Raw genomic sequence first — 24,085 nt, forward strand, 5'->3', positions numbered from 1 at the left:
TTGCCCCCAGATATGTCGGTCTTTATCAAGAGCGGGCCTTTAGAACGCCTTATCGCCCGTGAGTCGCCAGACAATCATGCTTTTCCGACTGCTCCGTTTCGTTCTGGTCCTGGCGCTTGTCGCCACGGCGCCGCTTTCGTTGCGAGCGGTGGCGCAAGGGCTTGGCCAGGCGCCTGCGGGACTGGTCAGCGATCAGCAGAAAATCCTCCAGGACCTGACGACGAAGACCGACAATCTCGAAAAGAAGATCCAGCAGGACGGCGACGACGACGCCAGCCTTGTCGATATTCGGCTGCAACTGGAAGAAATGTCGCGTGCGTCGCTGAACAGCGCGCTTGCTTTCCGGCCGCGGCTGAGCGAGATCAACAGCCGGCTCGAGCAGCTGGGCCTGCGGCCGGCCGCGGGCCAGCCGGCCGAGCCTGATATCGTGACCGGCGAACGCCAGGCGCTGGCCTCCGAAAAAGCCGAAATCAATGCCGTCATCGCCACGGCGCAAACCCTGTCGATCCGCATCAGCGGGCTGATCGAGCAGATCGGCAACATGCGCAGCCAGCTGTTCCGCAATCAGCTCACCAAGCGCTACGTGCTGTCCGATGCATTGAGCCCCGAGGTCATTTCCGACGCCAACGACGAATTTACCAGTTTCTATAAGGCGGTGTCGTCCTGGCTGAGCTTCGCCTTCAAGTTCAAGTTCCAGGCCATTCTTGCCGCGACCCTGATGGCGCTCGCGCTGGCTGCTGTGCTGTTCGTCGGCGGGCGGCGCCTGTTCGGCCGCGTCTTCGAAGCCGATCCTTCCGTCGCGGATCCCTCCTATCTCAGCCGGCTGTCGGTGGCGTTCTGGTCGACATTGCTGCCGACGCTGGCGGTAGGCGTCTTCCTTGTCTCGACCATTTTCTTCTTCAATTATTATAACGTGTTGCGCGGCGACATCGGCATCTTCCTGAATGCGCTGGTTGCCGTTATCGCGGTGGTGTTCTGCGTCAACCGGCTGACCAATGCGGCGCTGGAACCGCAGCTGTCGAACTGGCGTCTGATCCCTGTCGAAACCGGCCCGGCGCGCTGGCTGGTGCGGCTGACCACTGCCATGGCCGTCGCCATCGGCATCAATTATTTCCTGTCGGTCGTCAACGACAAGATGGGCTCGCCGCTGTCGCTGACCATCGCCAGAAGCTTTGTCGCCACCATCAGCGTCGGCGTCATCCTGATCCTGATGAGCCTGCTTAAGCCGTTCAAGGCTGGCGACGGGAGCTGGCGCCCGTGGCCGGCATGGCTGCGCTACACCGCCGTCGCGCTGGGGCTATTCACCATCGCGTCGGCGCTGCTCGGGTTTATCGGCCTTGCCATTTTCGTCTCGGTGCAGGTCGTGGTCACCGGCACGATCCTGGTCACCGCCTATATCGGCTTCCTGTCGGCGCGGGCGATCGGCGAGGAAGGCGGTTTCGCCAACACTTCGATCGGGCGCTGGCTATCGGCCAATTCAAGCTATGAAGAGACCGCGCTCGACCAGCTCGGGCTTGTCGTCAGCGCCGCCATCAACATCATGATCGTGCTGGTGTTCCTGCCGCTGATCCTGTTGATGTGGGGCTTCCAGCCCGGCGACATCCAGGCGTGGGCCTACAAGCTGGCGACCGGGCTCACCATCGGCTCGGTGACGATCTCGGTCACCGGCATCCTCACCGGCGTCGTCGTCTTCATCATCGGCTATTTCCTGACGCGCTGGTTCCAGGGCTGGCTCGACGGCTCGGTGATGGCGCGCGGCCGGGTCGACACCGGCGTGCGCAATTCGATCCGGCTGGCGGTCGGTTATGCCGGCGTCGCGCTCGCGGCACTGGTCGGCATCTCGGCGGCCGGTATCGACCTCTCCAATCTCGCGCTGGTCGCCGGCGCCCTGTCCCTCGGCATCGGTTTCGGCCTGCAGAATGTCGTCTCGAATTTCGTGTCGGGTCTGATCCTGTTGGCCGAGCGGCCGTTCAAGGTCGGCGACTGGATCGTCGCCGGCGACATCAGCGGCACGGTCAAGAAGATCAGCGTACGCGCCACCGAGATCGAGACGTTCCAGCGGCAATCGGTGATCCTGCCCAATTCAAACCTGATCAACAATGCGGTCGGCAACTGGACGCACCGCAACAAGCTCGGCCGCGTCGACATCAAGGTCGGCGTCGCCTATGGCAGCGACGTCAAGCACGTGCATGGCGTCCTCTTGGAGATTGCGCGCAGTCATCCGTTGGTGCTGAAAAATCCGGAACCCTTCGTGCTGTTTTCCAATTTCGGCCCGGCTGCACTCGAATTCGAGATTCGCGTGTTCCTGGCAGACGTTCTTAGTGGCAATATCGTCCAGAACGACATCCGCTTTACTATCTTCGATGTGTTCGCCGACCAGCATATCGAAATTCCGTCGGCGCCGCGCGCCGTCGTCGAGACCAAAAAGCACGAGGCGTGGCCGATCGACGACGACAAGATCGAAGTCGAATTCGCCGAGCGGGAACAAGCAAAAGCACTGGCGGCGGTCGAGGCGAAACGTCTCGCCAAGTCGGGACGCAAGGTACGGAAGCCCGATCCTGACTAGCTGTTTGGAGCTTGCCTTCAAGCCTTCGGAAACCAATTGCGGCATGAATGCGGCATTCAGTTGCCGTTCAGCTTGCATTGCATATAAGCTCACCTGCAAACGGCGAGAATGCCTTGCGAAATGCAACAGAGGCGGTGGCAACACCGATACTGCAAAATGTGGAAGTCTCTCGTCGCCGCCATCGCTCTTCTGGCCGTGGGCGGTTCGGCCCATGCCGCCAGCGCGGTCAACAAGGACGCCGAAACCCGCACGCTGATCGTGACGGAAGGCGGCGGCAAGACCGAGCTGGCGCTGGCCGCCGGCGAAACCGTGGAATTTTGCCCGAGCGGCTGTTTTGTTACCTTGCCGAATGGCGACCTCGAGGCGCTGACCGGCTCGGAAACCATTGAGATCTCGGGCGGCGTCGCGCGCATCAAGTAAAGTCGACGCCATGATTTTTGAAGGCCGGGCAAACGCCCGGCCTTTTATTTGCTTCCGGTAATCGGCGATGAAGGTATGCACTTTTCTTCGAAGCTGCGCAGGACTGGCTCTAGCAGCGCCTTCGTACCGAGCAGGGCGAACGCGTAGGTCTAACTGCATTCGACGAGCTGGTGGCGCGGGCTTTTTTGGCGATGTCGCAAACAGGCTGCAAGCGCGCCGCCGCGCCACCCTATAGTCTGCCGCAATAGCATCTTGGAGTCGCGGGCAATGGCAGGATTTCCGGAAAAGGCGAAGGTCGTCATCGTCGGGCTGGGCGGTATCGTCGGCGCGTCGGTCGCCCATCACCTGATCGAGCGCGGATGGGACGATATTGTCGGCATCGACAAATCGGGCATCCCGACGGATATCGGCTCGACGGCGCACGCCTCCGACTTCTGCTACACGACCAGCCATGATTTCCTGTCGTGCTGGACGACGCTCTATTCCATCGATTTCTACGAAAAGATGGGTCATTACGCGCGCATCGGCGGCCTCGAGGTCGCCCGCGTCGGCGACGACGCCCGTATGGCGGAAATCAAGCGCAAGATCGCTTCGGCGAAGGCCTTCGGCACACGCGCGCGCCTAATCGATCCCGCCGAGATCAAGGAAAAATTCCCGCTGATCGAAGAACAGATGGTACAGGGCGGCCTGTGGGATCCCGACGCCGGCCTCGTCATCCCGCGCTCGCAGACCGTCGCAGGCAAGCTTGTCGACCAGGCGGAAGCTTCCGGCAAACTCAGGGCGTTTGCCAACACCTCGGCCAGGTCGCTCGTCATCGAGAACGGCCGCATCAAGGGCGTGGTGACCGACCGCGGCACCATCGAAGCCGACTATGTCGTGGTCTGCACCGGCATCTGGGGACGGCTGATTGCGGAAATGGCGGGCGAGGACCTGCCGGTCATGCCGATCGACCATCCGCTTACCTTCTTCGGGCCGTACACTGAGTTCGCCGGCACCGGCAAGGAGATCGGCTGGCCGCTGCTGCGCGACCAGGGCAACTCGGCTTACATGCGCGATACCGGCGACCCCAAGACCGCCGAAGGCGGGCAGATCGAATGGGGTTATTACGAAGAGACCAATCCGCGCCTTTGCCATCCGCGCGATATTCTCGAGAAAAACGAGGCGCGGCTTTCGCCGTCGCAACGCGATCTCGACATGGAGCAGATCCTGGCGCCGCTCGAGCGCGCCATTGAACTGACGCCGATCCTGGGCGAGCTGGGCTACAATGAGAGCCATTCCTTCAACGGCCTGCTGCAGGTGACGGCGGACGGCGGCCCCTCGATGGGCGAAAGCCAGAAGGTGAGGGGCCTCTGGTATGCCGTTGCCATCTGGGTCAAGGACGGCCCCGGCATGGGCAAGCTCATTGCCGACTGGATGACGGACGGCCGCACGGCGATCGACCACCACGCCATCGACTATTCGCGTTTCTATCCGCACCAGACGAAAGAGCAGTTCATCTGGGACCGCTGCACCGAAACCGCGATGAAGGTCTACAACCCGGCGGTGCATCCGCGTGAGCCCTTCTCCAAGGCCCGCAATGTCCGCCGCTCGCCCTTCTGGGAGCGCGAGAAGGAACTCGGCGGCTATTTCATGGAGCTCGGCGGCTGGGAGCGCGCGCATGGCTACGCCGCCAACGAGCATCTGCTCGAGAAATACGGCAACCGGGTGCCGGTGCGTCAAAACGAGTGGGACAACCGCCACTTCTGGCGCGTCTCGAACGCCGAGCATCTCGCGATGAGCGAGGATTGCGGCATCGTCAACCTGTCGCATTTCGCCATGTACGACGTGGAAGGCCCGGACCATGTCGCGCTGATGGAATGGCTGTGCGCGGCAAAGATCGGCGGTGACGGCAATATTGGCAAGGGCATCTATACCCATTTCCTCGACGAGGAAGGCATGGTGCGCGCCGACCTGACCGTCATCCGCACGGCCGACCGCTGCCGCGTCATCGACGGCGCCGATGCCGGACCGCGCGACTTCCAGTACATGCGCCGGACGGCAGAAGACAAAGGCTTCGACGTTACCGTCATCGACGTGACCGAGAAGTACGTGACCGTCGGCATCTGGGGTCCGAACGCGCGGGCGACATTGAGTAAGTGCGTGGAAAACCCCGACGGGCTGACGCCGGAGAATTTTCCCTTTGCCGCGATCAAGCCCGTCAGGATCGCCGGCAAGGACGTGACCGCCTTCCGCATCTCCTATGTCGGCGAGCAAGGCTGGGAACTGCACATGCGCTACGAGGACGGCCTCACTGTCTGGGACGCGCTGCGGTCGACCGGCGTGATGGCCTTTGGCGTCGAGACCTATGCCAACAGCCGCCGTATGGAGAAGAGCCTGCGCCTGCAAAACGCGGATCTGTTGACCGAATACAATCTGCTGGAAGCCGACCTTGCCCGCCCGAAGGTCAAGGAGGCCGATTTCTGCGGCAAGGCAAAGCATCTGGAATATCGCGCCCGGGCGCATCAGCCGGCCATGCTTTGCACGCTTATCATGACGGACAATACCGATTCCAACGGCGTTCCCCGCTATCCGGTCGGCACGATGCCGGTGATGGATCCGCTAACCGGCGAGACGCTCGTCGACGAGCTCGGCCGCCGCTCCTTCACGACCTCGGTGGCCTATGGTCCGACCCTCGGCAAGAACATCGCGCTCGCCTACCTGCCCTGGGCTTATTGCCAGGAGGGCCGCAAGCTGAGCGTCGAATATTTCGGCGAGAAATACCCGGCCGAAGTGGCCGCCGTCGGCTACAGGCCGCTCTACGACCCGGAGAACCTCAATCCGCGCAGCTGAACGTTGCTTGCTTGCCGATTCTCCACACAGGCAGCCCGAGTAGTGCCAGCAGGACCTGAATGCAGAAGCCCGATTCATCGTCGGGCTTTTCGCTTTGTGGAGCGATGATTCTCGCTTACCGTCGCGCTGCGATTGGGGGGTGCCTTTGCGGCGGATCGGCTGGGACAGAAAAAACGATGCGCTTGTGTTTCAGCTGAACCGGAATATCCCGGTTCGCGTCAGCTGGACCTTGGCAATTCCCATCGTGCTGCCCTTCCTGAACGAGTGGGCGAGCCGACCCAAGGATGCACTGATCCATACCTCTATCTTTGCAGCGCTTCTATTTGCGTCGATATTTTTGCACGAACTGGCACACGCCTGGATCGGACGCCGACAAGGCGTCGCCACCGACAGGATAGAATTATATCTCTTCGGCGGGCTCACGCGTTTCAAACGCGCCGCAGCGCCATCGCCTGCCTGGGCGCGGATTGCGATAGCGGGTCCCCTGGCGAACGTCGCGCTCGCCGCGTTTTTCGCTGCGGCCTATTATCTGGTTTTTGGAGAACTCATCCCAGTTGCGCCCGAAAGGCCATTCGGGTGGCTGCCGTCAAGGTCGGCCGGTCCTCTGGAATGGACGCTTTGGATTGGCGCATTGTTGAACGTGTCGCTTATCGTTCTCAACATCCTGCCCGCCTACGATCTGGATGGCGGCGTGATTGCAAGACATTTGTTCCTGAGACGCTTCGGCGTCCGCCGGGCCGCGCAGATCGTCGGCATCTGCGGCATCGTACTTTCAATTCTGCGTTTTGCGATCATCTTGCCTGCCGCGGGTGCAGGTATTCTGTTGTGGCTTCCGCCGTCATTCAAGCCGAACTGGAGGGCAGCGCGCGGGGTCGGTACTAGAAAACCGAAGCCGGACCCATCCCCCGAGACGGATGTCGAGAAGGCCGTGGAGTGGCGGGGACGGGGCGGGCACCGCATCCACAAATGAAATTCATTTTCCGGCGGTTCGCAAAAATGTGACCGGATGAGCCCGGCTCTCCACCGGGCTTTTCTCTTTGTCGATCGGCGATTTTCGCTTACCGTGCGGCATGTCTGGTTTTGCCCGTGCAAGACATCTCGTCTCGGGCGCCGCCGCGCTGGCGTCGGCGCTGTGGCTGACTGCGAACTCCCGCGCCGCCGAGCCGGTTGATGTCCAACTGGTGCTGGCCGTCGACGTATCCTTGTCCATGTCGCCCGACGAGCTCGAAATCCAGCGTCACGGCTATGCGGCGGCACTGACGCATGACGATGTGCTGCAGGCAATCGGCGAAGGCGCTCATGGCAAGATTGCCGTCACCTACGTCGAATGGGCTGGCGCGACCTGGCAGCAGGTCGTGGTGCCATGGACGGTGATCGCCAATCGTGCCGACGCCGAGCGGCTGGCAGCGCAGCTTTCCGCTCATCCGCCGGCCAGTGCCAGGCGCACCTCTATCTCCGGCGCCTTAGAATTCGCCAGCGATCTCTTTGCCGAAAGCGGCTTCCAGGGCGTCAAGCGGGTGATCGACATTTCGGGTGACGGCCCCAACAACCAGGGCGCACCTGTCGATATCACCCGCGACGCCGTGATCAAGCAGGGCATCACCGTCAACGGCCTGCCGCTGATGACCAGGGGCGGATTCAGCAGCGCTTACGATGTCAACAATCTCGACCGTTACTACAGCGACTGCGTCATCGGCGGGCCGGGCTCCTTCATGATCCCGGTCAATGACTGGACGCAGTTTCCGGAGGCCATCCGCCGCAAGCTGGTGCTGGAGCTTGCCGGTCCGGCCTCGCCGCAGCGAGCGGCGGAAGAGGCGGCCCATCCGCCATTGGTGCTGGCACAGGACATCCCCGTCACCGACTGCCTGGTAGGGGAAAAAATGTGGCGCGACCGCAGCTGGATGTACAACACCCGCTAATGGCGAAGTTTGCTGTCGGTGGTGACATACCGCAGTGCAGCATCTGCTTCATTGACAAGCCTGTGGGCGTCTGTGACACAATTCCCCATCCGAACACATAAAAGGGGAACCGACATGAACAGGATCGGAATTCTTGCCGCAAGCTTGACGCTTGCCGTTGGATTGTCCGCGCCGGCGATGGCTGCCACATCGATCAGCATCGGCATCAGTGGATGGACGGGCTTTGCGCCGCTGACCCTCGCCAAGCAGGCCGGCATCTTCGAAAAGCACGGGCTCGATGTCACCTTGAAGAAGGTGCCGCAAGCCAGCCGGCCGCTCGCCATCGCCAGCGGCGACCTGCAATGCGCCGCCACCACGGTCGAGACCTGGCTGGTCTGGAACGCCAATGGTGTGACGACCAAGCAGATATTCCAGCTCGACAAGTCCTACGGCGCCGACGGCATTGTCGCCCGCAACGACATCAAGACCGTCGCTGATCTCAAGGGTAAGTCGGTCGCGTCCTCGGCGCCGGGCACGTCGCCCTATTTCATGCTGGCCTGGGTGCTCAACAAGAACGGCATGTCGACCAAGGACGTGACTGTCGTCAACCTGGAGCCGGACGCGGCGGCGCAGGCGTTTCTCGCCGGCCAGAACGATGCGGCGGTCACCTATGAGCCGTTCATCTCGGCGGTGCGCGAAAAATCCGACCAGGGCCATATCCTTGTGACCACTCTCGACTATCCGATGGTGCTCGATACGGTCGGCTGCACGCCGGAGTTCCTAAAGGCCAATCCGGATGCGGCCAAGGCGCTTGCCGACAGCTATTTCGAGGCACTCGACCTGATCAAGAGCGATCCCGCGAAATCCTATGAGACGATGGGCGCCGACGTGAAGCAGTCGGCCAAGGAGTTCGAAGAGTCGGCCAAATACCTGAAATGGGCCGACAGGGCCGAGAACAAGCAGTTCTTCACCAAGGAATTCCAGGACTTTTCCAAGACCGCCGGCGAGCTTCTGCTGCAGATGGGTTTGATCAAGGAAGCGCCCGACGTCTCGACATTGGCCGACACCAGCGCCGTCGCCGACTAACCGGCAGGATTGTCGCCCGGCGGCGGCGCGTGCGCCGCCGCTTTTTCATTCAGATCAAAGGACGGTCGAAGATGCCGCGCCCCTTGCATCCGGTCTCGCCGGGCATTCGAACCGTGCTCGGCATCTCGTTCTTCGTGCTGTTCGTGGCGTTCTGGGCGTGGATCACGCTTGGCGGCCACGTCAATCGCATTTTCCTTGCCGATCCGCTGTCGATGGTGAGAGACGGCTGGCGGCTTCTGGTCGAGGACCGCTTCTGGCTCGACATCCTCATCACCATCTGGCGCGTCTTCGGCGGGTTTCTGATGGCGGCCATCGTTGCCGTCCCGCTCGGCATCGTGATGGGCGCCTGGAAGCCGGTGGAAGCATTCCTGGAGCCGTTCGTCTCCTTCGCCCGCTACCTGCCGGCATCGGCCTTCATCCCGCTGCTCATCCTGTGGGCGGGCGTCGGCGAGCTCGAAAAACTGCTGGTGATCTTCGTCGGCTCGGTGTTCCAGATCATCCTGATCATCGCGGTCAAGGTCGGCGGCACACGGCGCGACCTGGTCGAGGCCGCCTATACGCTTGGCTCGTCCGACAACGGCATCGTGCGGCGCGTGATCATGCCGGCCAATGCGCCCGAGATCGCCGAAACCCTGCGCCTGGTGCTCGGCTGGGCCTGGACCTATGTCATCGTCGCCGAGCTGATCGGCTCGTCGTCGGGCATCGGCTACATGATCATCAACAGCCAGTCGCGGTTGGCGACGGGGCAGATCATCTTCGGCATCATCGTCATCGGCCTGATCGGGCTGCTGTCTGATTTCGCCTTCAAGGCGCTCAACCGCTGGCTGTTTCCGTGGAGCCTGGCGTGAGCAAGCTTCTCATCGAAGGCGTCTCGCGCACCTTCGCCGGTGTCGGCGGCGGGCAGCCGGTCAAGGCACTGATGCCGGTCGATCTGGCGGTTGCTGCCAACGACTTCATCACCATCCTTGGCCCGTCCGGCTGTGGTAAGTCGACGCTGCTCAGGATCGTCGCCGGCCTCGAAGCGCCGAGTGAGGGCCGCGTGTTGCTCGACGGCAGGGTGGTGGACCGGCCGGGTCCAGACCGTGGCATGGTTTTCCAGTCCTATACGCTGTTCCCGTGGCTGACGGTCGCCGACAACATCGCCTTCGGCCTGCGCGAGCGCGGAATGGCCGAACGAGAGCGGCACGATATCGTCGCGTCCTATGTCGATCTCGTCGGGCTTAAAGGCTTCGAGAACCATTGGCCGAAGCAACTTTCCGGCGGCATGCAGCAGCGCACCGCGATCGCCAGGGCACTGGCCAACGATCCGGAGATCCTGCTGCTCGACGAGCCGTTCGGCGCACTCGACAACCAGACCCGCGGGCTGATGCAGGAACTGCTTCTCGGCATCTGGGAGCGCCGGCAAAAGACGGTGCTGTTCGTCACCCACGACATAGAGGAGGCGATCTTCATGGCGTCGCGCGTGGTCGTGATGACGGCACGGCCGGGCCGCATCAAATCGGACGTTGCCGTCGACCTGCCGCATCCGCGCCACTACACGCTGAAGACCAGCCCGGAGTTTTCGGCACTGAAGGCGCGGCTGACGGAAGACATCCGCGTCGAGGCGATGCGCACGGCCGAAGTGCATTGACTCGGCGGGCTTCGTTCAGCCGATAGTCCGATCAAGCCGCCAGAAGCTGCTTGCGGTCGACGCGTTCTTGTTGCGGCGAGCGAGCGTACAACTCGCGATAGCATTTGGAGAAATGCGAGGCGGAAACAAAGCCGCAGGCGACCGCCACTTCGACCACCGGCAACGACGACTGGATCAGCAGGTGCCGGGCGCGGTCGAGGCGGATCTCCAGATAGTAACGGGCAGGGGAGCGCCCCATCTCTGTGCGGAACAGGCGCTCGATCTGCCGGCGCGACAGGTCGACATGGTCAGCGATCTCGATCAGCGAGAGCGGCTCGGAGAGATTGGCCTCCATCAGCTCGATAATGGTCAGAACCTTGGAATTCTGCACGCCAAGGCGGGCGCGCAGCGGCAGGCGCTGGCGGTCGGTCGGGCTGCGCACGCGATCGGTCAGTACCTGCTCGCAGACACGGTTGACGAGGCTCTCGTCGAAATCGTCGCCTATCAGCTTCAGCATCATGTCTAGCGCGGCGGTGCCGCCGGCGCAGGTGTAGATGTTCTGGTCGATCTCGAAGAGGTCGGCGAAGACATTGGCCTTGGGGAACGCCTCGGAAAAGCCCGGCAGGTTCTCCCAATGGATGGCGCAGCGCTTGTTGGACAGCAGACCGGCGGCGGCCAGGATATGCGCGCCGGTGCACAGGCCGCCGACGGCAACGCCGCGATTGTACTCCTCGCGCAACCAGGCAAAGGCCGATTTGTTCTGGTAGCGCTCGACATTGATGCCGCTGCAGACGATGGCCATGTTCGGCCGGTCCGGTCCGGACATTTTCTTGCGCTCTTCCTCCAGCGAGGTGTTGACGGCGCATTCGACGCCGTTCGAGGCGCGCACCGGCTTGCCGTCGATGCTGGCGAGCCGCCAGCGATAGGCTTCATAGCCGAGCATGCGGTTGGCCGAACGCAACGGATCGAGCGCCGTCGCGAAGGCGATCATGGTGAAATCGGGGACCAGGAAGAATACGAACGATCGCCGGATCGGGTGCTTTACGACGTTCACGGTAGATCCTCACGCTGCAATGGCGCGAACAGGATGTCGCGATCAGCATAGCGACATCAGGAAAAACGTTTCCTGTCAATTGGCTAGATGGCAACGGAAAGACTTTATTTGCGACATGGGTCGCAAATGGGCAATCGCTATGCGGCGAAGGGCACAATGTGCCGCCGGATCGACCAAACGAGCCGACGCAGTCTGCGCACACCAAAACGCCGCCTCGGCAAAGCCGAAGCGGCGCTGGATCGACTTCGAAGCAGCGCTAGGCTGCTTCCGTCAAGATTACTGTCTCAGGATTACTGTCTCAGGCGACAAAGCCGAGGCGCGCGGCAGCCATGGCTCCGGTCTGGCCGGGCATGGTGTTGGCCAGGCGCTGGCGCTCGAGCGCGGTCGTCAGGTTCATTTCGCGGCGGGCAAAAAGGCGGGCAAAAAGCTTCATGATCATCTCCATTCGGTTGCTCAGACGGGTCGCCTTCGCTTGATGGAGTGGGGCAGCTCGTTTGTTGATGATGATATAGGCTTACGTCAGGGGAAACTAAATCGCAAAAGCGAAGCACTTGATATGAAAAGCGACACGGAATGCGACAAATTTGGGCACTCTGCCCAGGATTTGCGATTATTTACAATGTGTTGATTGCCGGCGCGGGCTGCTATGCGACTTGCTCATATGCGTCATGCGGCGGCGACATGGCTCGGGAAAATCATTTGAATACAAACAAAAAGGCCTGCCGGGCTGATCTACGCGGCAGGCCTTCAGCTGTTGATACACACGGTTTACTTTGCTCCAGCCCAGGATCCCACACCATAGCGAGTGCCGGTCTTGGCATCGGCAGCGTCGGGCCAGCCGATATCCTTCTGCAGTTCAATCGGCAGCGCGCGGATGGCGCGTTCCGTCTGGTAGCGGGCGCGGGCCTCACTGAATTCGGTCGCGATCCGACCGATGGATGACAGGATAGACATCTCATTCTCCTTCGCGTTGGGCCGGGATTTTCCCGGCGCTTGCAGCGTCAGGCGGTACACCGGGTTTGTTTCAGCTTCATTTCGTGTCGATTGCAGGTCCGTGTCATCGTTGTTTCCCGGACCACTTCGATGCGTCCTGCCTTCGATGGAGTTGACTATCCTCCCAAACTGATGTTCAATCAAACGAAATGAAATGATGGTTTGCATCAGAAAAATTGAAGGTCGCTTCCCATGAACGCCCCACTCAATCATCCGCTGCCGCTGCTCGATCTTGATGTACTGCGCACTTTCGTCGCAATCGCCGAGACCGGCAGCTTCACCACTGCGGCCAATGCGGTCTTCCGCACGCCGTCGGCCGTCTCCATGCAGATCAAGAAGCTGGAGGACATACTCGGCCGCTCGGTGTTCGCGCGCGACGCCCGTTCGGTGACGCTGACCACCGATGGCGAGATGCTGCTCGGCTATGCGCGCCGGCTGCTGTCGATCAATCGCGAGGTGGTGTCGAAGTTCATCATTCCAGACATTGTCGGGGTGGTGCGGCTCGGCTCGCCGGACGATTACGGCGAACGTGTGCTGCCGCATGTGCTGAAGCGGTTCGCACAATCGCATCCATCGATCGCGGTCGACGTCACCATAGACCAGAGCGTCAATTTGCGTCGGCGCATGGACGACCGGGCGCTCGACATCACGCTGCTAACCAACTCCTACAAGACCAGCGCGATCGGCGCCGAAGTGCTGCTCACAGAGCCGATCGTCTGGGCCGGTGCCAAGGGAGGTTGCGCGCATCTGCGCGAGCCGCTGCCGGTCTCATTGTGGGAAGAGGGCTGTGCCTGGCGGGCAGGGGCATTGGAGGCGCTTGGCCGCGAGGGCCGCAACTACCGCATCGCCTATATGAGCGCACACACGGCCGGCCAGCGCGCCGCGATCATGGCGGATCTTGCAGTCGCGCCGCTGCCGAAATCGTTCCTCGGCAGTGACATGGTCGAGCTGTGCCCGAAGGACGGCATGCCTGACATCGGCACCTACAATCTCGCCATGGTGGTGACGCCAGACGCCAGCGCGCCGGTGAAGGCAGTCGCCGACCATATCCGCGCGACGTTTGAGATGTTCAGGGAAACTGGGAAGTTCTGACCCAAACTACGACCTGAGCGGCGCAACCAGATCGCGAGGGGTTCCGTCGCGGTCTGTCCTTTGCAGCGACAACTCGCCTGCCGTGGCATGGTACCTGTCAGTTTCGTTGGTCAAGAAGGCCACTATACTGTCCCGCGCGCGTCGCGCCTCCGGCATGTCGATCAACGGCCAGACATGGAACATGCCTTGCTCGTGGACGACCTCAATTTCGACGCCGGCCGCGCGTGCCTTTTCCGCGAAGATCAGATTGTCGGGGGTGAGCAGATCGCGTGAACCGGTCAGCAGCAGCGTTTTGGGCAGCACCGACAGGTCGCCGTAAACCGGGCTGATGCGCCAGTCGGTGGGATCTATGCCGGCGCTGTAAAGCCGGATCGCCTCGCGGCCGCCAGCAATGCCTAGCCACGGATCGTTGCGTTCAGCCTCATACATTTCTGGGTTGGCGAGCGACACGTCGAGGCCGGGCGAAATCAGCACGTGGCGTGATGGCAAGGGCAAGCCGTCTTGCGCAGCCATCATGGTCAGCACGACGGCCATGTTTCCGCCGGCGGAATCGCCCATGAAGATGATGTCATTCGCCCTGGTTTCGCCGAACATCTGGCGGTAGACGGCGCCGACCATGCCGAACATGGCGTGGAAATCGTGTTCGGGAGCGATGGGATAGATCGGCACGGTGATGCCGAACCCGAGACGGTCGGCCATGTCGGCGATCAGCCGCCAATGATAGGGTGTGATTTCAAAGACGTAAGCGCCGCCGTGCAGGTAGAGAATCCGCCTCCGCTCGCCAGCCTGGGGAGCGATCTCGTAGACGGGGAAGCCGCTGATCGTGCGGGTTGTGATCTCCAGGCGCGACTGCAGCGACGCAGGCGGCTGATGGTTTTCAGTCTTGCGCGCATAGGCGATCCAGCGCTGCAGGTTCTCCGGGCTGGAAAACGCCTTCTTGCGACTGTACCTGAGGACGAACGACACGACGTGGCTTTTGAGGCTGGGCATGCAGATACACGGACTTCGGCTGAGCCGACTAAGAGAACCCCCGACTATTTCGAAGATTGTGTCGCCACCAAAAAAGTCAAGATTTATGCGATCTCAACACGGTGGTTTGATCCCGGCTGGCGACAAAGCGTCCGGCCATGAAGTCGCTGGCCAAGCGGCGCAGCTCAACGCCTGGGCAGTAATGCGGCACGCAGCCAATTGCTGGGTGCAGCCGGAGCCGCATTGCGGCCCCAGCGAATACCGAGCAGCTTGCATTTGTCGATGAATTTCATCCGCGCTGCATGCCCCAGCCGACCGAAAGCTGCTTTTCGCTCGAACGCGGCGACACCGGCCAGCCAATGTCCTTTTGGATCTCAGGCGGCAAGCTGTTCAGGATGCGCAGCGACTTGCGCGCTTCGCGTGTCTTCTTGATGGCCGCACCATAGCGGCCGAGGCTTTCGAACATCGACATCGTGCTCTCCTTTGAGTGTTGCGGCGGGACAAGAGATGTTCTCTACCGGCCATCGATGCCGGTTAAATGCGCCGCATATGTATCTGGCGGATTTCACGAAAACGCATTTTCGTTTCCAGATCTGGTTGATCTGGAAACATTTGCATACAAATGAAAATGGAAGGTCTGACAGCCTAGCGGAGGCGAGTCATCCCCGCCCGCGCCGCGCGGCGTGGCCTTCGCGCGAACGCCGCCGCGGGGCAGCGTCGCCGGCAATGCCGTCTTCGCTCACCGTCTTGCGCGGCGGCAGTTTCACCGCCGCCGACAGCTTGGGGAACGGGTCGACCTTGTTCGGCAACGCCATGGCGTAGACGAAATGTTCCTGGAATTTCGGCTCCAGCGCCGTCTCGATCTTCTCGATCTTGCTAACGGTTTCCTCGATCTCGCGGCGATAGCCACGGTTCAAGAGCGCCATGCGGGCGCCGGCGCCGGCCGCATTGCCAACGGCCGAGACCTTATCGAGGTCGCAATCCGGGATCAGGCCCAGCACCATTGCGTATTTCGGGTCGATGAACGAGCCGAATGCGCCGGCGAAGTGGATGCGGTCGACGTGATCGGTGTGCTGCTTTTCCATCAACAGCTTGGTGCCGGCATAAAGTGCCGCCTTGGCGAGCTGGATGGCGCGCACGTCGGTCTGCGTTATGGTGATCTTCGGCTCACCTTCCTTCAGCACATAGGAGAAGGTGCGGCCGTTGGCGACAACGCGCGGCGAGCGGGCGGAAAGCCCGCCATCGATGACGCCGTCCTCTGAGATGATGCCGGCGAGATACATCTCGGCGACCACCTCGATGATGCCGGAGCCGCAGATGCCGGTGACTCCGGTCGCCTGCACGCTGTCGAGGAAGCCCGGCTCGTCGGACCAGAGTTCCGAGCCGATGACGCGGTATTTAGGCTCCAGCGTTTCGGGATCGATACGGACGCGCTCGATGGCACCCGGTGCGGCACGCTGGCCACCGGAGATTTCCGCACCTTCGAAGGCGGGGCCAGTTGGCGAGGAGGCCGCCACGACCCGCTGGCGATTGCCGAGCACGATTTCGGCATTGGTGCCGACATCGACGATCAGCATCATCTCGTCCTGGCGGTGCGGGCCTTCCGACAGCGTCACTGCAGCAGCGTCCGCGCCGACATGGCCGGCAATGCAAGGAAGCATATAGAGCCTGGCGCCCTGGTTGAGCTTTAAGCCGATATCCGATGCCTTGATGTGCACGGCGCCCGAGATGGCTAGCGCGAAGGGGGCGCCGCCGAGCTCGGTCGGATCGATGCCGAGGAACAGATGGTGCATGATCGGATTACCGACAAACACGGAATCCAGGATGTCGTTGCGCTGGACGTTGCCTTCGGCGCAGACCTTGTCGACGAGGCCCGAAATGGCCTCGCGCACGGCGACCGTCATGCCTTCGCGGCCGTCCGGGTTCATCATCACGTAAGAGACGCGGCTCATCAGATCCTCACCGAAGCGGATCTGCGGGTTCGACGTGCCCGACGAGGCGGCAACGCGGCCAGACAGCAGCGAGACCAGATGCATGGCAATAGTGGTCGAGCCGATATCGCAGGCAAGCCCGTAGGCCTCGTTCTTGAGGCCCGGCCACAAAGCGATGACCCGCGCGGTCTCGCTGTCGGTGTCCTTGTGGATGGCGGCGGTCGCGGTCCAGTTGCCCTTGCGCAAAATGCCTTGCACCTGCGGCAACAGATGGAAATCGAACTCGAGGCTCTTGAGGCCCCAGTCCTTCATCAGCGCGATCGTCAGGCGGTCGAGGTCGCCGAGTGGCTTGTGCATGTCGGGTTCTTCGATCTCGACATAGCACATGCGGATTGCTGCATCGCGGGCGATGACCCTGGTGTCGGCATCCTTGCGGATGGTTTGCGCGTTGATGACGGTGTCCTGCGGGACGTCGACGACGAGATCGCCGAGGATCTGCGCCGAGCAGGACAGGCGGCGGCGTTCGGGCAGCCCACGCACGCGCTCGTAGCGCTCTTCCTTCGCGCCCTTGGGCGAGATGTGGTCGTTGGAAGAGACAATCTTGTGCTTGGCGAAATTGCCTTCCTGCACCTCGATCTGGCAGCGCCCGCAAGTGGCACGCCCGCCGCACACGCTCTCGACATAGACACCGAGCTGGCGCGCGGCATCCAGCACCGGCGTGCCGACCGGAAACCGCCCGCGCTTGCCGGACGGCATGAACAGCACGAGCGGATCGGTGATGTTGACGGGAGAGTTCATACGTTCCAGACTTTACTTTCTACGCTGCTCGGGTCTTGGCCACGGCAGCGATGCCGCTGTGTTTCGGTTCCTCCCCAGTCCTAAGCCCCATATCGTGTCGGCCAAGCCATGGCTCAACCCCGGGCCATCCGCGCTTCGCGGCCGCCGCGCCTGCGTCCGCCATTGCCATTGCCATCGCCCGGCGCGTTGACCTGTGTCCGGGCGGCAACGGCCTGGCCGCCTTCAGCAGGCTTGTAGTCCTTGTAGGTCCTGATCCAGTTGGTGCAGTTCTCATCGGTGCCGTTCAGCACGTTGGCGCCGCGCACCGCTTCCATTTCCTGCGGCCGCACCGGGTTCATGATCGCCGAGGTCATGCCGGCGCCGATCACCATCGGGATGAAGGCGGCGTTGATGCCATGACGGTGCGGCAGGCCGAACGAGATGTTGGAGAGGCCGCAGGTGGTGTTGACCTTGAGCTCCTCGCGCAGCCGGCGTAGCAGGGCAAATACCTGGCGGCCGGCATCGCCCAGCGCGCCGATCGGCATGACCAGCGGGTCGACGACCACATCATGCGCCGGAATGCCGAAGTCGGCGCAGCGCTGAACGATCTTCTTGGCGACGGCAAAGCGCACATCGGGGTCCATCGAAATACCGGTCTCGTCGTTGGAAATGGCGACGACCGGAACGTTGTATTTCTTGATCAGCGGCAGGATGGCTTCGAGCTTTTCCTCCTCGCCGGTGACGGAATTGACCAGAGGCCGGCCCTTGGCGACCTTCAGCGCCGCTTCGATTGCCGCAGTCACCGAGGAGTCGATCGACAGCGGCAGGTCGACCAGGCCCTGCACGATCTCCAGCGTCTGCACCAGCAGGCCGGGTTCGGTCTCGTTCGGATTGACAGAGGTGACGCCGGCATTGACGTCGAGCATCGTTGCGCCGCAGGCGGCCTGCTCCAGCGCATCCCTGATGACAGTCTCAAAATTGCCCGCGATCATTTCGGCGGCCAGCTTTTTGCGGCCGGTCGGGTTGATGCGCTCGCCGATCACGCAGAAGGGCTGATCGAAGCCGATGATGATTTCTCGTGTCGCCGAGGCGACGATGGTCCGGGTCATGAAATCTCTCCATCGTGATATAAAGAGTTCTTTATATCGTTATCTGTTTCTGATCAAGCGAATGCTGACGATTCGCGCCGTCAATGCGCGGTTTTGACCATGTCGACCTGGGTTTCGGTGACGTCGTCATGCAGTATGTGGTCAAGCCGATCGGCAACGAGCTGGTCGTCGCGGCGGATTTCGCGATTCCACGGCCGGCGACCCTTCAGCACGCCGGATTCGTCGACGATCTCGGCGACATATTCTTCCTGGCGGTAGGCCATCACATGGACGCCGGACACACCAGGAATTTCCTTCACCTCATTGATGATGTCGATGCAGAGCTGCTTGCCTTCCTTCTTCTGATCCTGGGCGCCTTCCAGGCGCTTGACGATCTGATCGGGAATGTGAATTCCCGGCACATTGGAGCGGATCCATTTGGCCGTCTTGGCCGAGGCGAGCGGCCCGACGCCGCACAGGATGAAGCATTTCTCGGTATAGCCGAGATCGCGGACCTTCTGCATGTAGGCGCGGAACATCGGTACGTCGAAGCAGTACTGGCTCTGCACGAACTGCGCGCCGGCGGCGATCTTCTTGCCCAGCCGATAGGGACGGAAATCGATCGGCGGCGCGAACGGGTTGATGGCCGCGCCAAGGAAAAGCTGCGGCGGCGTCGTGAGTTTGCGGCCGGACAGGAATTTGCCGTTATCGCGCATGATACGGCAGGTTTCGAGCAGCGACATGCAGTCGAGATCGAACACCGGCTTGGCGCCGGGCTGGTCGCCGGCCTGCACGCCGTCGCCGGTCAGGCACAGCATGTTGGCGACGCCCATCGCAGCACCCCCAAGCACGTCGCCCTGGATGGCGATGCGGTTCCGGTCGCGGCAGGCGATTTGCATGATCGGGGCATAGCCCATGCGGGTCAGCAGCGCGCAGATGCCGACCGACGACATGTGGCAGTTGGCGCCGGAAGCGTCGACGGCATTGATGGCATCTACCCAGCCGTCGAAAATCCTGGCGCGGTTGTAGACGTCTTCCGGATCGGCGCTGTCGGGCGGATTGAGCTCGGTCGTCACTGCGAACTCGCCGCGCCTGAGGACGCGTTCCAGCCGGCCACGCGAGGTGTGGCCGGGCAGGGGATCGAGCGGCAAATGGATGCCGGCCGGATTCTCGTCTGGCTGACGGCCGATCATGCCGACGCTCCGGTGTTCGTAGTATTCCGGGCCGCATTGCGGGCGGCCGCGGCCTGCGCGGTCACCCGCAGCCAGGCGGAGGTTTCGCGCAAGGACTGATCCACCGGCTTCTGCACTTCCAAAATCTTGTCGCGATGCACCATGTTCTGCGAGCCTTCCCATGCCTTGACCCAGACGCAAGGCATATCAGGCTCGACCTCGCAATTGCCGTTGGCGCGCACACCGCCGCAAGGGCCGTTGCGCAATTGCTTGGGGCAGTTCATCGGGCACGACATGCCGGTCGAGGAAAGAATGCACTGACCGCACATGCGGCAGTCGAACATGAAGCCCTTGACGCGCTTCTCGACGAATTTCACCGGCCCTTCGACACGGCTGTAGCCGATGCCCTTCCATAGCGGGTGGAGAGTCAGGAACATGTCGGCGAACCTGGCGTAGAACCATTCGAGCAGCCGCGAATGCCGCACCGACCAAAGCCGCACCGCAAACGAGCGCTGCACGCGCCGCTGCGGCGACACGTCGGCCGGCTTGTAGTCGGATTTCGGCGCCGCCTTCTTGACGATGGTCGCCTGGGTCACGCCGGCTTGAGCCGTCGTCACCGGCATTGATTGGGGATCAGACATTTTCTTTGCCGCCCGCCTTGACCAGAGCGACCAGCCGCTCACGGTCGTATTTCGCATCGAGCTCCTGAAGGGCCTTCTCGGCCTCGGCTTCAAGATCGTCGCCGACCGGGATGGGCTCTGCCTTGCGCCATTCGGCAAGATAGTCGTCGGTGCCGCCCGCGCCGGTGCGCATGGCGCACATGTCGATCGCCTCGGTGAAGCGCAGCGGCAGTTCGTGCTTTGCGTTCTGCCGGCCCTTTTTGACGATGACCTGGGCGGGGATGTCGCGCCAGTAGACGACGATCAGATCGGCCATGAATTCCTGCTCCTGTAGGGCGCCGCGCGTCCAATCGAACGCACAAACGATGCTCTACCACCTAACTCCGCTGCGTCGTGCTCTCCGAAGATCGATTCCGATCTTTTGGGCCGATGCAGTGGTTTCGAGCATTGCCGGAAGCGCTGTTGGGCTGCTTGTTATGGGACGACGCGGGGGCCTTCAAAAGCGACGCAATCGACGGCCGCGGTTGAAAGGGGAGTTTCTTCCAGCACTGGTCAGCCGGCGCGGCCATCGAAGCTGCCGACCAGCTTCCTGTGGAAGCGCACGTAACCTCGTTCGGTCGTGCGTAGATGCTCCGCGACTATCTCATGGAAGCGCGGCAGGCTGTGGAAGGGAACGGCCGGATAGGAATGGTGCTCCGAATGGTATGGCATGTTCCAAGCCACGAAGCGCACCAGCCTTGTGGTGAAGGTGGTGCGGGTGTTCTCGAGCATGTTGGCGACATGCGGGCACAACGCGTGCTCAGCCAGCAGGTAGGCCCGCAAAAACGGCTGTCCTACCAGCACCGGCACGATCCAGACCCACAACAGCAGCGCCGACTGCATGGCGAGAGATGCGGCCAGCAACGCCGCATAGCCGATCAGGAACAGCCGTGCTTCGGCAACCACCTTGCCGCGACCCCTTTCCGGTACGAAGCCGTCGCGGTTGCGACCAGCCGCATTGGTTGCGATCACACGAGCCATAGCTATCCAATAGGGGCCGCCGGACAGATAGCGCAGATATTGGCCGATGGTCTCCGGCTTCGGGGCCATCAGTTCGGGGTCGTTGTCCGGGTCGTGGGTGTGGCGGTGATGGGCGAAATGGAAATAGCGGAACCATGCCGGCGGCAGCAGGATCAGGAAGCCGGCCACGGCGGCAACAGCGCGATTGAGCCACGCCGTTCTGAACGCCGTTTCATGGATGGTCTCGTGCAACGGCGTGAAGAAGAAGACGATCAGGATCCCCTGCGGCAAGACGAGAAGCGGCCAGAACGGGATGCGGGCGGCGATCAGTGCGCCCAGCACGACAACCAGCCCGCCATGGACGGCCAGCCGGACAATGCCTGGCCGGTCAAACCTGGCGGTGAGGTCGCGACGGTCCTCGACTGAAAGGCCGGCGATGATGGTGCGGTGATCGATGTCGCTCATGATGCAATGTTTAGCGGCGGGTGGCTGTCGGGTAAATCGCCGCGCATTACCAGACGCTGTTTCTTATCCCGGTCCAGAGATAGAACCAAACCGTCGGATGATACCATTGTTTCGAAGGCAGGCCGGGCTCGACCGTACCGAGCTTGCCGGCCAGCGCATCCCTGACCGCCTCGACGCAGATGTCGCGCGAGAACGCTGCCTGCCGCAACGCGTAGCTTGAAATTGTGTCGCCCGGCTGCGGTTTGCCGCGCGGCTCCCGAAGCACGCCGCCAGTGCCGCGGCCGGCGGCGACGAGATGCACGGTGGTGCCGAAATTTCCCGCATCGCCTGAAGCCAGCGCCCAGTAGCCGCCATTCATGCCACGATATTTCGGGGCGATGCCGGCATGATAGTTGAGAACCGGGCAATGGATTTTCGCCAGTGTCTGCCGCGACAGCAAGCGGCAGCCGGCGAGCAGCACGACACCCGGCTGGATTTCCGCGATCGCCTGCAGGCACTCCGGCGCGTTGGCCGACGGGACATGGATGATCTTTTGCCCAGGCTTCGGTTCGGTTTGCAGCTTCTGCTCGGCCGCAAGCCGTGCTGCGTGGGCGGCGAAGAAGCGCTTACCGAGCCGGGTCAGCATCATCGTGCCGAGTTGCCCGATGGCCGAGGTCCGGCCTTGCCGCCGCGCCCGCCCGAGAAGCAATTGCTTTTTGGATTCAGGGGCTTCGAGAATGACGCTGACAGGCGCGAGGTGGTCGGCGATGGCGTTGACGATCGCCCAGATATGCGGGCCGCCTTCGGTGACGACGACGATCGGCCGTTGGTTTGGTTTCGACCGTGCCATATTTCGCGACCCAACAAGACCCGTTCTCTGGGCGCGAATGCTAGGCTGAGCGGGTTAACCGTTGGTGATAGGGCTCAGCGCTTGAATTCGAGGATGTCGAGCTTCGATTCGAAGTAGGGCGCCGGGAACTCGATGCGCCATTCGTCGGCGCTGTTGCGGAAGGCATAGCCTACCTGATCGCTTTCCGGGCCGCTGCCGTAGGGCTTTGCCGGATCGTCGTTGACGTGGAAGGAACCGAGATAGATCGCGCGTTTCTCGCCATCGTCGAAGAAGCGGCCCTTGGTGCGCTGCGAGCCGGTGATCTTTTCCAGTCTCCAGCCGGAACCGTCGTCGCTCACCTTGCATTTGAACCAGCCATAGATGACGAGCGGGCTCAATCCGCCGGCCTTGATGGTGCGGCATTGCCAATTGCCGGTCAGGTCCTTGTCGGAGAAGGAAACCAGCGGCTTTGCCAGCAAGGCGTCGAGCTGCTTGACCTCGGCGGGATCGCCGGCCTTCGCCTCGTCAAGCGCTGCCTTGCGCGTCTCGCCATATTTGTCGAGCCGCGCCTTGTCGGCAGTCGTGATCAGCTTCTGCACCTCGCCATCGGCGAACGCGGGCAATGTCAAGCAGAAGACAGCTGCTGCGGCAAACATGAGGCGAACGATCATCGGTGGCGTTTCCCTTTTTGATGGCTGGAGCAGCCTGTTTTCTTGTCTGGCGCATACCTTAATGTTTCGCCGCGTTCTGTCATCCGTGCCTGAGCATCGACAGCAGAAACGAGGTGGAAAGAATGCGGATCTTGCTGACGGGATCGTCGGGTTGGCTGGGCAGCGCCTTGGCACCGCGTCTGCGAGCCCTCGGCCATGACGTCACCGGTCTCGATCTCGTTCCGTCTTCGGAAACGCCAATCGTCGGCTCAGTCGCCGATCGCGACCTGGTCATGCAGGCGGTCAAGGAGAACCGTATCGAGGCAATTATTCACAGCGGCGCGCTGCACAAGCCCGACATCGAACGTCATCGCAACGAGGATTTCGTCGAGACGAATGTGCGTGGCACGCTCAACGTGCTCGATGCGGCAGCAGCATTCGCGGTTCAGCGCTTCATCTTCACGTCGACGACATCGCTGATGATTTCCCAAACCATCCGCACCGGCTTCACCGGCGGGGCGCGTAAGGCGGCATGGCTGACGGAAGACATGTCGCCTGAACCGCGCAACATCTACGGCGTCACCAAGCTTTCAGCCGAACACCTCTGCCGGCTCTATCATTTGCAGTTCGGCCTGCCGGTGATCGTGTTGCGCACCGCCCGGTTTTTTCCCGAAGCAGACGATATGGCGCACGCGATCGAACAGTCGGATGCCAACACCAAGGCCAATGAGCTGTTGTTCCGCCGGCTGACGGTAGAGGATGCGGCCGACGCCCACATCGCTGCTTTGGAGAAAGCGCCGCAATTGGGCTTCGACATCTTTATCATTTCGGCGCCGACACCGTTCCAGCCCGACGATTGCGCGGCATTGATCGCCGACGCACCGTCGGTCGTCGCGCGCTATTTTCCCGATTATCCGGCACTCTACACGAAGAAAGGCTGGACGATGTTTTCGTCGATCGATCGGGTCTACGACGCGTCGCGGGCGAGGGACCGGCTGGGTTTCGTCTGCAAGACGAGCTTTGCCGATGTGCTCGCCAGCATCGAAGTTGCCTAGAAGT

The 24,085-nt window shown here is 62.0% G+C and carries 23 protein-coding genes; 10 read left to right on the top strand and 13 right to left on the bottom strand.

Annotation, left to right across the window (positions count from 1 at the left end):
• Positions 1 to 76 precede the first annotated feature (76 nt).
• The 8 genes from NKJ40_RS21115 (at position 77) to NKJ40_RS21150 (ending at position 10,429) form a co-directional block, all read left to right on the top strand.
• Entirely contained in the window at positions 77 to 2,566 is a 2,490-nt protein-coding gene (locus NKJ40_RS21115; RefSeq protein ID WP_352467711.1) for a mechanosensitive ion channel family protein, read from the top strand.
• Positions 2,567 to 2,722: 156 nt separating this feature from the next.
• The gene (locus NKJ40_RS21120; RefSeq protein ID WP_352467712.1) at positions 2,723 to 2,986 is read left to right on the top strand and encodes a hypothetical protein; all 264 of its coding nucleotides are present in this window, start codon (positions 2,723 to 2,725) and stop codon (positions 2,984 to 2,986) included.
• 267 nt (positions 2,987 to 3,253) lie between these two features.
• Positions 3,254 to 5,815: a GcvT family protein gene (locus NKJ40_RS21125; protein ID WP_352467713.1), complete on the top strand. Its 2,562-nt coding sequence runs from the start codon at positions 3,254 to 3,256 to the stop codon at positions 5,813 to 5,815.
• Positions 5,816 to 5,960: 145 nt separating this feature from the next.
• Positions 5,961 to 6,785 carry a site-2 protease family protein gene (locus NKJ40_RS21130; RefSeq protein WP_352467714.1) on the top strand — a complete coding sequence of 275 codons (825 nt, stop codon included), beginning with the start codon at positions 5,961 to 5,963 and terminating at the stop codon, positions 6,783 to 6,785.
• A 100-nt stretch (positions 6,786 to 6,885) separates the two neighbouring features.
• Positions 6,886 to 7,734: a DUF1194 domain-containing protein gene (locus NKJ40_RS21135; RefSeq protein WP_352467715.1), complete on the top strand. Its 849-nt coding sequence runs from the start codon at positions 6,886 to 6,888 to the stop codon at positions 7,732 to 7,734.
• A 114-nt stretch (positions 7,735 to 7,848) separates the two neighbouring features.
• Complete coding sequence (locus NKJ40_RS21140) at positions 7,849 to 8,799, top strand: ABC transporter substrate-binding protein (RefSeq protein ID WP_352467716.1); 951 nt, start codon at positions 7,849 to 7,851, stop codon at positions 8,797 to 8,799.
• A gap of 71 nt (positions 8,800 to 8,870) precedes the next feature.
• Positions 8,871 to 9,647, top strand: coding sequence for an ABC transporter permease (locus NKJ40_RS21145; RefSeq protein WP_023676527.1), 777 nt, complete (start codon positions 8,871 to 8,873; stop codon positions 9,645 to 9,647).
• Entirely contained in the window at positions 9,644 to 10,429 is a 786-nt protein-coding gene (locus tag NKJ40_RS21150; RefSeq protein ID WP_352467717.1) for an ABC transporter ATP-binding protein, read from the top strand. Before NKJ40_RS21145 ends, NKJ40_RS21150 begins: the two co-directional genes overlap by 4 nt.
• Before the next feature lie 31 nt (positions 10,430 to 10,460).
• Here the strand turns inward: NKJ40_RS21150 and NKJ40_RS21155 are convergent, their stop codons facing one another.
• From NKJ40_RS21155 to NKJ40_RS21165, 3 genes are all read right to left on the bottom strand, one after another.
• The gene (locus NKJ40_RS21155; protein WP_302895626.1) at positions 10,461 to 11,399 is read right to left on the bottom strand and encodes a GlxA family transcriptional regulator; all 939 of its coding nucleotides are present in this window, start codon (positions 11,397 to 11,399) and stop codon (positions 10,461 to 10,463) included.
• A 361-nt stretch (positions 11,400 to 11,760) separates the two neighbouring features.
• Positions 11,761 to 11,895: a hypothetical protein gene (locus NKJ40_RS21160; RefSeq protein WP_013894968.1), complete on the bottom strand. Its 135-nt coding sequence runs from the start codon at positions 11,893 to 11,895 to the stop codon at positions 11,761 to 11,763.
• Between the two features lie 335 nt (positions 11,896 to 12,230).
• Positions 12,231 to 12,416, bottom strand: coding sequence for a hypothetical protein (locus NKJ40_RS21165; protein WP_352467753.1), 186 nt, complete (start codon positions 12,414 to 12,416; stop codon positions 12,231 to 12,233).
• A 231-nt stretch (positions 12,417 to 12,647) separates the two neighbouring features.
• Here NKJ40_RS21165 and NKJ40_RS21170 point away from each other — a divergent pair, with 231 nt between their 5' ends.
• Positions 12,648 to 13,547, top strand: a complete 900-nt coding sequence (locus NKJ40_RS21170) for a LysR substrate-binding domain-containing protein (RefSeq protein WP_023676521.1) — start codon at positions 12,648 to 12,650, stop codon at positions 13,545 to 13,547.
• 6 nt (positions 13,548 to 13,553) lie between these two features.
• Here NKJ40_RS21170 and NKJ40_RS21175 read toward each other — a convergent pair whose 3' ends face one another.
• The 10 genes from NKJ40_RS21175 to NKJ40_RS21220 all read right to left on the bottom strand — a co-directional run bounded on the left by NKJ40_RS21175 (position 13,554) and on the right by NKJ40_RS21220 (position 23,047).
• Positions 13,554 to 14,537, bottom strand: coding sequence for an alpha/beta hydrolase (locus tag NKJ40_RS21175; protein ID WP_352467718.1), 984 nt, complete (start codon positions 14,535 to 14,537; stop codon positions 13,554 to 13,556).
• A gap of 268 nt (positions 14,538 to 14,805) precedes the next feature.
• The gene (locus NKJ40_RS21180) at positions 14,806 to 14,988 is read right to left on the bottom strand and encodes a hypothetical protein (protein WP_352467719.1); all 183 of its coding nucleotides are present in this window, start codon (positions 14,986 to 14,988) and stop codon (positions 14,806 to 14,808) included.
• 187 nt (positions 14,989 to 15,175) lie between these two features.
• Positions 15,176 to 17,245, bottom strand: a complete 2,070-nt coding sequence (locus NKJ40_RS21185; protein ID WP_352467720.1) for an ASKHA domain-containing protein — start codon at positions 17,243 to 17,245, stop codon at positions 15,176 to 15,178.
• A 113-nt stretch (positions 17,246 to 17,358) separates the two neighbouring features.
• Positions 17,359 to 18,333 (bottom strand): methyltetrahydrofolate cobalamin methyltransferase, encoded by a 975-nt coding sequence (locus NKJ40_RS21190; RefSeq protein ID WP_352467721.1) that lies wholly within the window; start codon positions 18,331 to 18,333, stop codon positions 17,359 to 17,361.
• A gap of 80 nt (positions 18,334 to 18,413) precedes the next feature.
• Entirely contained in the window at positions 18,414 to 19,505 is a 1,092-nt protein-coding gene (locus NKJ40_RS21195) for a methylenetetrahydrofolate reductase (RefSeq protein WP_352467722.1), read from the bottom strand.
• Complete coding sequence (locus NKJ40_RS21200) at positions 19,502 to 20,125, bottom strand: methylenetetrahydrofolate reductase C-terminal domain-containing protein (protein WP_352467723.1); 624 nt, start codon at positions 20,123 to 20,125, stop codon at positions 19,502 to 19,504. The genes NKJ40_RS21195 and NKJ40_RS21200 overlap by 4 nt, the downstream gene beginning before the upstream one ends.
• A complete protein-coding gene (locus NKJ40_RS21205) occupies positions 20,118 to 20,420 on the bottom strand; it encodes a virulence factor (protein WP_352467724.1) in 303 nt (100 codons plus the stop codon). The genes NKJ40_RS21200 and NKJ40_RS21205 overlap by 8 nt, the downstream gene beginning before the upstream one ends.
• Before the next feature lie 236 nt (positions 20,421 to 20,656).
• Positions 20,657 to 21,568 (bottom strand): fatty acid desaturase, encoded by a 912-nt coding sequence (locus NKJ40_RS21210; RefSeq protein WP_352467725.1) that lies wholly within the window; start codon positions 21,566 to 21,568, stop codon positions 20,657 to 20,659.
• A gap of 46 nt (positions 21,569 to 21,614) precedes the next feature.
• Positions 21,615 to 22,397 (bottom strand): formyl transferase, encoded by a 783-nt coding sequence (locus tag NKJ40_RS21215; RefSeq protein WP_352467726.1) that lies wholly within the window; start codon positions 22,395 to 22,397, stop codon positions 21,615 to 21,617.
• A 74-nt stretch (positions 22,398 to 22,471) separates the two neighbouring features.
• Complete coding sequence (locus tag NKJ40_RS21220) at positions 22,472 to 23,047, bottom strand: DUF4893 domain-containing protein (protein ID WP_352467727.1); 576 nt, start codon at positions 23,045 to 23,047, stop codon at positions 22,472 to 22,474.
• Between the two features lie 122 nt (positions 23,048 to 23,169).
• Between NKJ40_RS21220 and NKJ40_RS21225 the strand changes: the two genes are divergently transcribed.
• Positions 23,170 to 24,081 (top strand): NAD-dependent epimerase/dehydratase family protein, encoded by a 912-nt coding sequence (locus tag NKJ40_RS21225; RefSeq protein WP_352467728.1) that lies wholly within the window; start codon positions 23,170 to 23,172, stop codon positions 24,079 to 24,081.
• Positions 24,082 to 24,085: the final 4 nt, after the last annotated feature.

It is taken from the genome of Mesorhizobium sp. M0119 (assembly GCF_040322615.1).
In the GTDB taxonomy this organism is placed as follows: Bacteria; Pseudomonadota; Alphaproteobacteria; order Rhizobiales; family Rhizobiaceae; genus Mesorhizobium.